Source organism: Solirubrobacter ginsenosidimutans, assembly GCF_027587205.1.
Window position 1 is genome coordinate 1 of sequence record NZ_JAPDOD010000048.1, and the last position, 12,239, is coordinate 12,239.

General features: G+C 68.7%; 9 protein-coding genes. 8 read left to right on the plus strand and 1 reads right to left on the minus strand.

The genetic code is table 11. From position 1 onward, the window contains the following. Positions 1 to 133: 133 nt before the first annotated feature. Positions 134 to 844, minus strand: a complete 711-nt coding sequence (locus OM076_RS34750; RefSeq protein ID WP_270044762.1) for a TetR/AcrR family transcriptional regulator — start codon at positions 842 to 844, stop codon at positions 134 to 136. A 67-nt stretch (positions 845 to 911) separates the two neighbouring features. Between OM076_RS34750 and OM076_RS34755 the strand changes: the two genes are divergently transcribed. From OM076_RS34755 to OM076_RS34790, 8 genes are all read left to right on the plus strand, one after another. Beyond that, complete coding sequence (locus OM076_RS34755; RefSeq protein ID WP_270044763.1) at positions 912 to 2,360, plus strand: MFS transporter; 1,449 nt, start codon at positions 912 to 914, stop codon at positions 2,358 to 2,360. A 23-nt stretch (positions 2,361 to 2,383) separates the two neighbouring features. Next, positions 2,384 to 3,622 (plus strand): PucR family transcriptional regulator, encoded by a 1,239-nt coding sequence (locus tag OM076_RS34760; protein WP_270044764.1) that lies wholly within the window; start codon positions 2,384 to 2,386, stop codon positions 3,620 to 3,622. 309 nt (positions 3,623 to 3,931) lie between these two features. After that, positions 3,932 to 5,368, plus strand: coding sequence for an ABC transporter substrate-binding protein (locus OM076_RS34765; protein ID WP_270044765.1), 1,437 nt, complete (start codon positions 3,932 to 3,934; stop codon positions 5,366 to 5,368). Between the two features lie 4 nt (positions 5,369 to 5,372). After that, the gene (locus OM076_RS34770; RefSeq protein ID WP_270044766.1) at positions 5,373 to 6,398 is read left to right on the plus strand and encodes an ABC transporter permease; all 1,026 of its coding nucleotides are present in this window, start codon (positions 5,373 to 5,375) and stop codon (positions 6,396 to 6,398) included. After that, the gene (locus OM076_RS34775) at positions 6,399 to 7,445 is read left to right on the plus strand and encodes an ABC transporter permease (RefSeq protein WP_270044767.1); all 1,047 of its coding nucleotides are present in this window, start codon (positions 6,399 to 6,401) and stop codon (positions 7,443 to 7,445) included. Beyond that, positions 7,442 to 8,464 (plus strand): ABC transporter ATP-binding protein, encoded by a 1,023-nt coding sequence (locus OM076_RS34780; RefSeq protein WP_270044768.1) that lies wholly within the window; start codon positions 7,442 to 7,444, stop codon positions 8,462 to 8,464. The genes OM076_RS34775 and OM076_RS34780 overlap by 4 nt, the downstream gene beginning before the upstream one ends. Then, entirely contained in the window at positions 8,461 to 9,741 is a 1,281-nt protein-coding gene (locus OM076_RS34785; RefSeq protein ID WP_270044769.1) for an ABC transporter ATP-binding protein, read from the plus strand. Before OM076_RS34780 ends, OM076_RS34785 begins: the two co-directional genes overlap by 4 nt. A gap of 114 nt (positions 9,742 to 9,855) precedes the next feature. Continuing rightward, positions 9,856 to 12,234, plus strand: coding sequence for a hypothetical protein (locus OM076_RS34790; protein ID WP_270044770.1), 2,379 nt, complete (start codon positions 9,856 to 9,858; stop codon positions 12,232 to 12,234). Positions 12,235 to 12,239 lie beyond the last annotated feature (5 nt).

The following is a 12,239-nucleotide window of genomic DNA, read 5'->3' on the forward strand; positions in this document are numbered from 1 at the left end:
CCCCAGCTGAAAGAATGGAAGTCCTGTTGCGCTGACCGCTTGAGCCCGCCGACGCAAATGTTCCTCACCCCCCTCGCGCATGACTCGTTGCTCGCCGAAACCGATCACCGGAAGGCCCGGCGCAGTTGGACTTTCAAGCCGAAGCAGGCCCCTTCATGGTCTCGATCCCCCGCACCAGCGCATCGAGCCCGAACTCGAACCGCGCATCCGGCTCGACCTCGCTCGTCAACGGAACCGCCAGAGCGACGATGTGCGGGAAGCGATCCACGGGCAGCGCCTGCCAGTACCTCCGCAAGTCCGCGATGTACTGCTCGGCGGTCTCCGGGTTGTCTTTGGGTGTGTAGAGGGACTCCTCGTACGCCGTCGCCGTGGCGTACAGCGGCAGCACGTCGACCGCGTAGGAGATGACGTGGTCCGGCAGGCCGGCGTCGCGCAGCACGCCGAGTAGGCCGTTGATCCAGCGCAGGGCGTTCGGGCCGGTCGGGATCGTGCCCAGGGCGGCGCGGGCGAGGTCGCGGTGGGCGGCGAGGCCGGAGCGGATCCCGCGGATCGCCTCCTTGAGCTGTTCCTGCCAGGCGCCGGCGCCGACCTCGGGTGTCGGGAGGTCGGCGGCGAGGCGGTCGATCATCGCGGCGAGGAGCTCGTCCTTGCCCGCGAAGTGGGCGTAGAGCGAGGAGGGGCCGGTGCCGAGCCGGTCGGCGACCGCGCGCATGTTGAGCGAGTCGACGCCGCCCTCGTCGAGCACGGCCATCGCCGCTTCGACGATCGCGTCCGGGTTGAGCGTCCGGCGCGGCGGGCGGCGGGAGCGCATGCGCGGAGGGGTCGGCAGATCGCCACTTGACACGAACACGATTCTAGTGCTAGAACGTTGTTCGTCATAACGAACAACGTTCGGAGCACCGTTCAGAACCATGTCCGCCCTCGCCTCCAGTGCGCCCGCGACCACCACGACCGAAAGCGAAGCCCAAGGCCACCCACGCCGCTGGCTGATCCTCGCGCTGATCCTCGCGGTCGAGTGCATGGACCTGCTCGACGGGACGATCGTCAACGTCGCCGCGCCCTCCATCCGCGAGGACCTCGGCGCAAGCCTGGCCGCGCTGCAATGGATCGCGGGCGGCTACGCGCTGACGTTCGCCATCGGTCTCGTCACCGGCGGCCGCCTCGGCGACATCTTCGGCCGCCGGCGCCTGTTCCTGGTCGGCCTCGCCGGCTTCACCACCGCCTCCGCGCTGTGCGGCGCGGCCAACTCGCCCGAGACGCTGATCGCGCTCCGCCTCGTCCAGGGCGGCTTCGCCGCGATCATGATCCCCCAGGGATTCGGGATCCTCCGCCAGGCGTTCCCGCCGAACGAGATCCAGAAGGCGTTCGGCCTGTTCGGCCCCGTGATCGGACTCTCTGCGGTGCTCGGCCCGATCGTCGGCGGCGCGCTGACCGACGGCGACCTCTTCGGCCTCGGCTGGCGCGCGATCTTCCTCGTCAACCTTCCCATCGGCCTGATCGCGTTCGCCGGGAGCGCGAAGCTGCTGCCGGAGTCCAAAGCGGACCAAAAGCCCACCCTCGACCTGGGCGGCGCCGCGCTGGTCACGGCCGCGATGGGTTTGCTCGTCTACCCGCTGATCCAAGGTCGCGAGGGCGATTGGCCCGCGTGGACGTTCGTCTCGATGGCCGCCAGCGCCCTCGCGCTGCTCGCCTTCGTAGTCCGCGAGCGCCGGCGCGAGCGCGACGGCGTCTCCCCGCTGGTGACCATGAGCCTGTTCCGCAAGCGCGCCTTCTCCGCCGGCCTCGCCTCCGCGTTGACGTTCTTCGCCGGGATGATCGGCCTGATGCTGACCTTCAGCCTCTATCTGCAGCTCGGCCAGGGCTTCAGCGCGATCCACACCGGCCTCACGCTGGTCCCGTGGTCGCTCGGCACGGCCGTCGGCGCCGGGCTCGGGGCGGGCCTGCTCGGTCCGAAGTTCGGCCGCCCGACGCTGCACGCCGGGCTGCTGGTGATGCTCGCCGGCGTGTTCGGTCTCCTCCTGGTGTCCAACGACGGAGCGAGCTCCTGGGCCTTCGTCGGGCCCGAGCTGGTCGCGGGGGTCGGGATGGGCGCGATGCTCGCCCCGCTCTTCGACTTCGTGCTCGCGGGCGTCGACGACGACGAGGTCGGCTCAGCCTCCGGCGTCCTGAACGCGATGCAGCAGCTGGGCGGCGCGATCGGCATCGCGGTGATCGGGACCGTCTTCTTCTCGGTCGCCGCCTCGGGCGGGCTGATCGACGCGTTCCACACCACGCTGTGGATCGAGGCGGGTGTCCTGGTGGTGACAGCAGGGCTCGTCGCGCTGCTGCCGATGCGCGCCCGTGAAGGAGAGCACGGGTGATGCACCGGTAGTCTGGGACGTATATGCCGCCGCGCGATGACGAGGTCCAGGCCCTCGTCGAGCAGCTGAGCGCGGACCTCGACCGCTCGGTGCTCGTCGATGACGCCAGCCTTCGCCTGCTCGCGTACAGCCCGACGCTCGGGTCCGACGACGAGGTCCGCAAGACCGCGATCCTGACGCGCGAGACCCCGCGCGTCATTCGCGACCTGCACTTCGCGCAGGGCATCGCCAACGCCACCCGCCACGTGCGCACGGCGCCGCGGCCCGATGTCGGCCTGGAGTCGCGGGTGTGCGTCCCCATCCGCTGTCAGGGCGCGCTGTTCGGCTACCTGTGGCTGATCGACGCCGACCAGTCGCTGACCGACGGCGACTGCGCGGCGGCGGAGCGGACCGCGGCCGAGATCGGCACGGCGATGTACCGCCGCGACGAACTGGAAAAGCCGCAGCGGGAGCTGGAGGTGCGGTTGCTCGAGCTCCTGCTCGGCGATGACGCCACGCAGCGCGAGACCGCCGCCCACGAGCTCGCGGCCGAAGACGTCCTGGTCCCCGGCACCGCGGTCGGCGTGCTCGCGGTGCGCCGTATGGGCGAGCCCGACGCCGAGCTCGGCGCGGCCGAGCGCGCCCGCCTCGGGCTGACGCTGGACCAGTTTCGCCGCACGCTTCCCCGCCGCCACGCCCTGAGCACGGTGCAGGCCGACCACGGCGTGCTCGTCGTCGCGCTCTCGGAGCGGGCGAGCATCGCCGATCTCGCCCGCCGGGCGCAGGACGCGCTCGACGCGGCGTTCGCGGGCGAGGGCCAAGCGATCATCGGCTACAGCGACCTCTGCGAGCACCTCCGCGACGCCCACCGGGCGCACGAGCACGCCCGCCTGGCGCTGCGGGTCGCTTCGGCGCTCCCGGAGCATGGCTCACCTGCTGGTTGGGAAGGTCTGGGCGCGTACCGGCTGCTGGCCAGAGCGGCCGAGACCCCGCACGCCCGCGAGCTGATCCATCCGGGCTTGCCGAAGCTGTTCGCGCTGCAGTCCAAGGAGTCCCTCGTGCAGACGCTCGAGGCCTATCTGGACAACGGCTGCGACACCAAACTCACCGCGGAGGCGTTGTTTCTCCACCGGGCGAGCCTCTACTACCGGCTGCAGCGGATCGAGGCCATCACGTCGACCTCACTTAAGAGCGGCGCGGACCGTCTCGCGCTGCACTCCGGACTCAAATTGGCACGGCTTGTGGGCATGCATCCAGCGCTGAGACGTACCAACACCGACTAGACCCGGTTGCGACGCTGGTCTAGGCTGCCGCGTCGCGGTTTCCGACGAATGACTGCCGGACCGCGGGCCGCCCGTCCATAGAGTTGTGGGCGAGGTGGAGGTCGAACCCGTGCCCATTGGAGGGGGGCGGAAGATATGCGCGCACAACGAATGGCCGTACTCGGCTGCACGGCGTTGCTTGCCATTGGGGCAGCAGCGTGCGGTAGCTCGAGCGACGATACCGGTGGTAGTTCTGACACCGGGGGCACCACAACGGAAGCCCCGAAGGGGAACGCCGACACCGTAATCCTCGGCACGACCGACGCGGTCGTGGCGCTGGACCCGGTCGGGGCTTATGACCTCGCGTCACAGCAGCTGATCGGCAACATCTATCAGAACCTGATGTCGATTCCGGCGGGCGGCAACAAGCCCGAGCCGGACGCTGCTGAGAGCTGCGAGTTCTCGGACCCGAAGACGTACACCTGCAAGCTCAAGGCAGGCCTGAAGTTCTCAAGCGGCGACCCGCTGACCTCCGAGGACGTCAAGTTCTCGCTGGACCGCATGGTCAAGATCGCCGACGCGACCGGCCCGTACACGCTGCTGGCCTCGCTGAAGTCGGTGGACGCGCCGGATCCGGCGACGGTCACCATGCACCTCAAGAAGCCGGACGGCACGTGGCCGTTCATCCTCACGCACAACGTCGCGGCGATCGTGCCGAACGAGATCTACCCGGCCGACGCCAAGCAGCCCGACGACAAGGTCATCGGTTCCGGCCCGTACGAGCTGACGAAGTACACGCCCGGCCAGCAAGCGGTCTTCAAGGCCAACCCGAACTACACCGGGCCGAACAAGGCGCAGACGCCGAACTTCATCGTCACGTACTTCAAGGAAGCGTCGGCGCTGAAGCTGGCGATCGAGCAGGGCGACGTCGACGTCGCCTACCGCTCGCTGTCCCCGACCGACCTCGACGCTCTGAAGAAGGAGTCCGACAAGGGCATCAAGGTCGTCGACGGCGCGGGTACCGAGATCCGCTACATCACGTTCAACGTGAAGAAGAAGCCGGTCGACAACATCGCCGTGCGTAAGGCGATCGCGCAGGTGATCGACCGCCAGTCGATCGCGACCAACGTCTACAAGGACACCGTCACGCCGCTGTACTCGACGGTTCCGGCGGCCCTTCCGGGCCACAAGGACTCGTTCAAGGACGCGTTCGGCGATCCGGATCCGGCGAAGGCGAAGCAGATCCTGGCCGACGCCGGGATCACGACCCCCGTCGAGCTCGACGGCTGGTACACGCCGACCCACTACGGCCCGGTCGAGGTCGATCTGTGGAACGAGATCAAGCGTCAGCTCGAGGGCAGCGGCCTGTTCAAGGTCAACCTGGACTCGACGGAGTGGGATCAGTACAAGCAGGAGGCCTTCGAGAAGGGCACGTACTACTTCTACGGCCTCGGCTGGTTCCCGGACTTCCCGGACGGCGACAACTACCTGTCGCCCTTCATGCGTGACGGCGGGTTCTTCGTCAACGGCTACTCCAACAAGGACGTCAACAAGGCGCTCGACGAGGAGATCGCCTCAGACGACGAGGCCAAGCGCGCTGAGGCGTTCGGCGTCGTGCAGGATCACGAGGCCGAGGACGTGCCGCTGATCCCGCTGTGGGAAGGCAAGCAGATCGCAGCGGTCCGGGAGGGTGTGGAGGGCGTCGAGAAGACGTTCGACCCGGCCTTCCAGTTCCGTTTCTGGCTGATCACCAAGAAGGAGTCCTAGTCGGATGAGCCGGGCCGGATCGCTCCGGGGCTATGTCCTAGTCCGGATCGCGCTGATGATCCCCATGATCTGGGTTCTCCTGACCGTGGTGTTCCTCATGATGCGCGTTGCCCCGGGCGATCCGATCTCGGCAACGCTCGGCGGGAAACTCTCGCCGGCGCAGCTGGCTGAGCGCAAGGCCGCGCTCGGCTTTGATCGCCCCTTGATTCAGCAGTACCTCGAGTACCTGTGGGACGCCGTGCGCTTCAAGTTCGGCACCACGATCACCGACGGGCAGACGATCGGTTCGATCGTCGTCGAGAACGGCGGCGCGACGCTGACGCTGACCGTCGCCGCGCTGTTGTTCGCGCTCGTCGTCGGCCTTCCGCTCGGGCTCTTCGCCGGCCGCTTCCGGGAGACGGTCCCGGACGCGTTCATCCGCATCTTCGCGATCCTCGGCTACGCCGCGCCGCCGTTCTTCGTCGGCCTGCTGGCGCAGTTGCTGTTCGCAAAAAACCTCGACTGGTTGCCAGCGTCGAAAATGGCGTCGCCAATAGTCCAGGCGACCTCGGTCGAGCACACCCACATCCTGATCGTCGACCTCGCGATCGAGGGCAACTGGGACGGGGTGTGGGACGTAATACGTCATCTCATACTCCCGATGGTCACGCTCGGGTTGCTCGTCATGGGCGTGTTCATCCGGCTCGTGCGGGTCAATGTCGGGCAGGCGCTCGGCGGCGACTATGTCGAGGCCGCGCGCGCCCGCGGCGTGCCAGAGCGGCGTGTCGTCTCGCGCCACGCGTTCCGCAACGCGCTGATTCCGGTCGTGACCGTGATGGGCCTGCAGGCCGCGCTGCTGCTCGGCGGCGCCGTCCTGACCGAACAGACCTTCAGTTGGCCCGGACTCGGCAGCCGTCTCCTGCAGTACCTCAATAGCCGCGACTACATCGGCGTGCAGGGGCTCGTCACCTTCTTCGCCTTGATCGTCGTCGTGATCTCGCTGATCATCGACATCGTCAACGCAGTGATCGACCCGCGAGTGAGGTACTAGGTGACCGCGACCACCACCGTCACGGGCTCCGAGGACAAGGCGCCCGTCGTCCAGCCACCTCAGCGCGGGAACATCTTCGCCAAGATCGCCGCGCCGTACCGCCACTCGCACGGGATCCAGCGCTTCATGCTCGTCTCGGGCACGGCGGTCTCGATCCTGCTGATCCTGACGGCGATCTTCGCCCCGCTGATCGCGCCGTACAGCTTCGACACCTACCAGGACGCCGCCGGGCGCTTCCCGCAGCAGGGAGAGCCGACGGCCCGCAACCACTGGGGCACCACCGTCCAAGGCTTCGACGTCATGTCGCGCACGATCTACGGCGCGCGCACGGCGGTCGAGGTCGTGATCCTCGCCGTCGTCTTCTCGATCGCCATCGGCGTGCCGCTGGGCCTGATCTCCGGGTACATCGGCGGCTGGCTGGACCGCATCCTCGTCCTGATCATGGACGCGCTGTTCGCGTTCCCGTACCTGCTGCTGGCGATCGTCGCAGCATTCCTGCTCAAGAACACGATCGACTCGGGCATCGTCGTCACCGCCATCGCGATCACGGTGGTCTACGTGCCGCAGTACTTCAGAGTCGTCCGGGCATCCACCTTGAGCGCCCGAGAATCCACCTACATCGAGGCGGCGCGGGCGATGGGCGCCCGTCCCTCGGTGATCATCCGCAAGTACCTGTTCGGCAACGTCGTCCAGAGCGTCCCGGTGATCGCGACGCTCAACGCGGCCGACGCGATCCTGACGCTCGCCGGCCTCGGCTTCCTCGGCCTCGGCATCCAGCCGACGCAGGCCGCCGAGTGGGGCTACGACCTGCAACGCGCGGTCGCCGACGCCGGCGCCGGCATCTGGTGGACCGCGCTGTACCCCGGTCTCGGCATCGTGATCGCCGTGACCGCGCTGACGCTCGTCGGCGAAGGACTCAATGACGTGTTGAACCCGACCCTGCGCCGGCGCAACGTGAAGCGGCCGGACGTCCAGCGCCGGGCGATCGGCTCTTCAGCGGTCGGACCGGCGACCGCGCCGGATGTCGAGGAGGAGGCGGGTCGATGAGCGAACCAGCTCTCTCACTGCGCGACCTGCGCATCTGGTACGGCCACGAGCGCGGCGCCGTCCGCGCCGTCGACGGCGTCAGCCTGGATCTGATGCCGGGCGAGACCGTCGGTCTCGTGGGCGAGTCGGGCTGCGGCAAGTCGACGCTCGGCCGTGGCGTGCTCGGCCTGCTCCCCGAGGGCGCCGGCCACGCCGGCGAGGTCTCCTACAAAGGCCGCAACATCCTCGACCTCAAGCCGAAGGAGCTGCGCGCCCTGCGCGGGCCGGAGCTCGGGATGATCTTCCAGGAGCCGATGACCCGGCTCAATCCGCTGATGAAGATCTCGGCGCACTTCGAAGAGGTGCTCAAGATCCACGAGCCGGAGCTCGGCAAGAAGGCCTCGCGCAACCGCGCGCTGGAGACGCTGCGGGGCATGGGCATCCCGCCGACGCGCTACCACCAGTATCCGCACGAGTTCTCCGGCGGCATGCGCCAGCGGATCATGATCGCGCTGGCGCTCGTGCTGCGTCCCGCGGTGGTCGTGGCCGACGAGCCGACGACCGCGCTCGACGTGCTCGTCGAGGCCCAGATCCTGCGGATCATCGCCGACCTGCGGCGCAACTTCGACACCGCGCTGCTGCTGATCACCCACAACCTCGGCATCGTCGCCGAGGCGTGCGATCGCGTCGCCGTGATGTACGCGGGCCGCTTGGTCGAGCAGGGTCCGGCGTTCGACATCACCACCAAGCCGGCGCACCCGTACTCGCGCGAGCTGCTGCGGTCGACGATCTCGCTCTCCACGGTCGAGCTGCACTCGATCCCCGGGGCGCCGCCGAACCTGGTGAACCCGCCGGCGGCGTGCCGGTTCCACCCGCGCTGCCCGGACGCGATGAAGGTCTGCGCAGAGCTGTGGCCGCCGACCGTCGCGACCGGCCCGGCCAGGCGTTCCGAGTGCTGGCTGCACGGCACCCAAGACATCCCGGCGGGCCTCGAGGCACCGCTCGAGCGTGAGGCGCTGGCCGCCGCGGAGGAAGCATGACGGCCATCACCGAGGCGACGAAGACCTTGATGGAGATCCGCGATCTCCAGGTCCACTTCGCGCTGCACGAGACCTTCAAGTCACGGATCACGGGTCGCGGCGGCCGGGCGGTCAAGGCCGTCGACGGCGTGTCGTTCGACCTCGAGGAGGGCGAGGTCCTCGGCCTCGTCGGCGAGTCGGGCTCGGGCAAGACGACGCTGGGTCGCGCGCTGCTCGGCCTCGTCCGCCCGACGGGCGGAAGCGTGAAGCTGCGCGGTGAGGAGCTCGCCGGGCTGCCGGAACGCCAGCTGCGACCCAAGCGCCGCCACCTGCAGATGGTCTTCCAGGACCCGCACGCTTCGCTGAACCCGGGCATGACCCTGGAGACCGCGCTCGCGCACCCGCTGCAGATCCACAAGCTGACCAGCGGCGCCGCCGAGACCAAGGCGAAGGTCCGCGAGGTCCTCGAGCTGGTGAACCTGTCCCCGGTCGACCAGTTCTCCTACCGGCTGCCGGGCGACCTCTCCGGCGGCCAGAAGCAGCGCGCCGCGATCGCGCGGGCGATCATCACCAGCCCCGACCTGGTCGTCGCGGACGAGCCGATCTCGATGCTCGACATGAGCGTCCGGGCGAAGATCCTCGACCTGATGATCGATCTCAAGAAGCGGCTCGGGCTGACGTACGTCTACGTCACGCACGACCTGGCGAGCGCCAAGTTCTTCTGCGACCGCGTGGCGATCATGTACCTCGGCCGGATCGTGGAGATCGGGACCGTCGAGCAGATCTTCAACGATCCCAAGCACCCGTACACCCAGGCGCTGATCCGGGCGATCCCGGAGCCCGATCCGACGAAGGCGCTCCCGCGCGACCTTCCGCGCGGCGAGGTGCCCGACGCGGCCGCGCCGCCGCTGGGCTGCTCGTTTCACCCGCGCTGCCCGAAGGCGTTCGGCCCCTGCGGCTGGGAGACGCGCGACCTGCGCTCGATCCTCGATGAGCGCTGGACGAACGCGGGCGAAGAGGCCTACACGACCGAGCGCGGGCTGTTCGGCGATCTCGAGAAGCTCGAGATCGGCCACGAGGCGGTCGTTCCGGCCGGCTCGGGTCGCGACCCGAGCGAGCTCGTGAAGATGCTCGAAGAGATCCGGGCCGAGGACCCCGACGAGCCGCTGTGGAAGGGCGTCAAGGACATCCAGCCCGAGACGCACGGCGTGCGCGTGACGTTCGAGCCCGGGATCGACCCCGAGCTTTACGACACGGACGGCTCCAGGGTCGCCTGTCTGCTCTATAAACCGGAGTAGAACGCTCATCCGACACTAGTCGGACCCCCACGTCCGGACTTCTGCCGTCTGCCGAAAGACAGCACGGCAGCGGTCCGGAAGGCTTCATGAGAGACCGCTACGGGGAGGGGCTCCATGAGGGTTGGACTGGGTGTCGTACTGGCGGGCGCGGTATTGGCCTGGCCAGGAGGGGCATGGGCGGCGGACTTCCCGCCGCCCATCGACAAGCAGGTCGTCCAGGATCAGGACGACATGACCTGGGGCGACTACAAGCCGGTCCCGGGGACGAACTGGGCCGACCCGACGCTCGTGCCGTCGGTCCGCAAGCTCAAGATCGCCGTGGTCGCGGTGGACTTCACCGACCAGCCGTTCGTGATCACGCAGCCCAAGGGCACCGATCCGTTCGGCAACCCGCAGACACAACCGGTCGCCCGCGCGGATGTACCTCGTTTTTATGCAGACTTCGATGGCCTGCCCAGCGCCCTCAACAACGGGCACACGGTCAACGAGTACTGGATGGAGCAGACGCACGGGCGGATCGGCATGAGCTTCACGCCGTTCGGCCCCTACCTGATGCCGCGCCCGCTCTACGAGTACGGCCTCAACGAGTTCAACCAGCAGAGCGGCTGCCCGGCGGGGCACACCTGCAACGGCAACATGGATCGCGACGTCGACACGCTGTGGACGGCCGATCAGGGCGCGAACATCCGCTCGCAGTTCGACCTCGTCCTGCGCGTCTACGCGGGCTACGACGAGACGACGATCTGGCAGGAGTTCGGCGAGATGAAGTTCGAGACCAAGGAGGAGGTCCCGGACGAGTGGGGCCCGCCGGACCCCTTGCTCCCGAACTGGGTCACGAACCGCTACGTGCCTTGGACCTCGTGGCGCGCGGGCGCCCAGCAGTGGGGTCTCTCCTCGATCCGCCAGGGCGAGAGCTCGGGCACGATCACGCATGAGATCGTCCACACCTTCGGCCTGCCCGACAACAACAACAACCCGTACGCGACGCCGTATCACCGCGTCGGCTCGGGCCCGTGGGACATCCTCGACCGCGGCTCGTTCAACGGCCCCGGCGGCCCGCACAAGCGCTGGCTGGTCCCCGTCACCCAGGGCGGCGCGATGGAGGCGGGGATGACGCTGTGGACCCGCCTGAAGAACAACTGGCTCGACGAGGCCGACGTGCACCGCGTCACCCGCAGCGGGCTCGCCGCCTCCGGCGTGCAGACGATGCGGGTCAAGGCGCGCACCGTCGACCCCGGTACCGACGGCTCGCTGGCGGGCATCAAGCTCGACCTCGACGGCGCGGCGCCGATCGACAAGACGCCGGCCTGCGACACCAACACCAACCCGCTGTGCGCCGGCACCGGCTGGCAGTACTACACGCTCGAGACCGTGCAGCGGATCGGCGAGGACTCGATGACGCCCGACAGCGGCGTCCTGATCCAGAAGAACAAGAACAACTCGTCCAACGGCTGCGGCTACAGCTGCTTCTCGTGGACGATCGACGCCCACCCGGAGGACATGAACAAGGTCGACTTCCTGCGTCCGCGCACGAAGACGCCCGTCATGCGGACGATCGGCGACTACCGCCAGCTCAACGACGCGCTGTTCCACGCCGGGACGAACTCGGGCTCGCAGTACGAGTTCGAGGACACCGCCAACCGCCTGCACTTCTACGTCCTCAACGTGCAGCGCGACGCGCAAGGCGTGCAGTCCTATGACGTCGCGGTCCGCAACCTCGACGGCGCGGGCCCGCACACCCGCGGTGTCACGGTCGGCGCGCCGACCGCGCTCCTGAACCCGGCCGGCGTCAGCACGTGCACGTTCACGGTCAACAACACCGGCGTGACCAAGCCGGTCACCGCGCCGGCGTCACCGCTGGACGACCCGAACCCGTACGTCAGCTCGGACGTCTACCGGCTCTCGGCGACGGCGAGCAACGGCGTGCAGGTGCACCTGACCAACGCGATCGCCGCGATCAAGGCCGGGCAGTCGGCGCAGATCCCGGTGTACTTCCAGGGCGGCAACGGCAGCGTGACGCTGCGGGCGACGTCGGAGAGCGATCCGTCGAAGTCGGCCGTCGGCGTGTGCGTCCAGGGCGACGTCGGCGGCACGGTGCCGGCGACGCTGGCGCTGACGCTCGGCACGCCGGCCGCGTTCGGTGCGTTCACGCCGGGCGCGACGAAGGACTACACGGCCTCGACCACGGCCAACGTGATCTCCACCGCCGGTGACGCCGCGCTCTCCGTGGCCGACCCGAGCTCGGCGAACTCTGGCCACCTGGTCAACGGGGCCTTCGCCCTGCCGCAAGCGCTGCAGGTCAAGGCGCGCACGGCCACCAACCCGGGCTCGGCGCTCGCGCCGCTTCCGGCGACCGTGCTCACGTGGGCCGCTCCGGCGTCCAATGACGCCGTGACCGTGGACTTCGCTCAGCGGGTCAACGCCGTCGACGCCCTGCGCACCGGGGCGTACGCCAAGACGCTGACGTTCACGCTCAGCACGACCACACCGTAGGGCTG

What these genes read in the sequence shown, in the direction of transcription:
- OM076_RS34755 (WP_270044763.1), top strand. Translation starts at nt 912, where the DNA reads ATGTCCGCCCTCGCCTCCAGTGCGCCCGCGACCACCACGACCGAAAGC.
- OM076_RS34760 (WP_270044764.1), top strand. Translation starts at nt 2,384, where the DNA reads ATGCCGCCGCGCGATGACGAGGTCCAGGCCCTCGTCGAGCAGCTGAGC.
- OM076_RS34770 (WP_270044766.1), top strand. Translation starts at nt 5,373, where the DNA reads ATGAGCCGGGCCGGATCGCTCCGGGGCTATGTCCTAGTCCGGATCGCG.
- OM076_RS34780 (WP_270044768.1), top strand. Translation starts at nt 7,442, where the DNA reads ATGAGCGAACCAGCTCTCTCACTGCGCGACCTGCGCATCTGGTACGGC.
- OM076_RS34785 (WP_270044769.1), top strand. Translation starts at nt 8,461, where the DNA reads ATGACGGCCATCACCGAGGCGACGAAGACCTTGATGGAGATCCGCGAT.
- OM076_RS34790 (WP_270044770.1), top strand. Translation starts at nt 9,856, where the DNA reads ATGAGGGTTGGACTGGGTGTCGTACTGGCGGGCGCGGTATTGGCCTGG.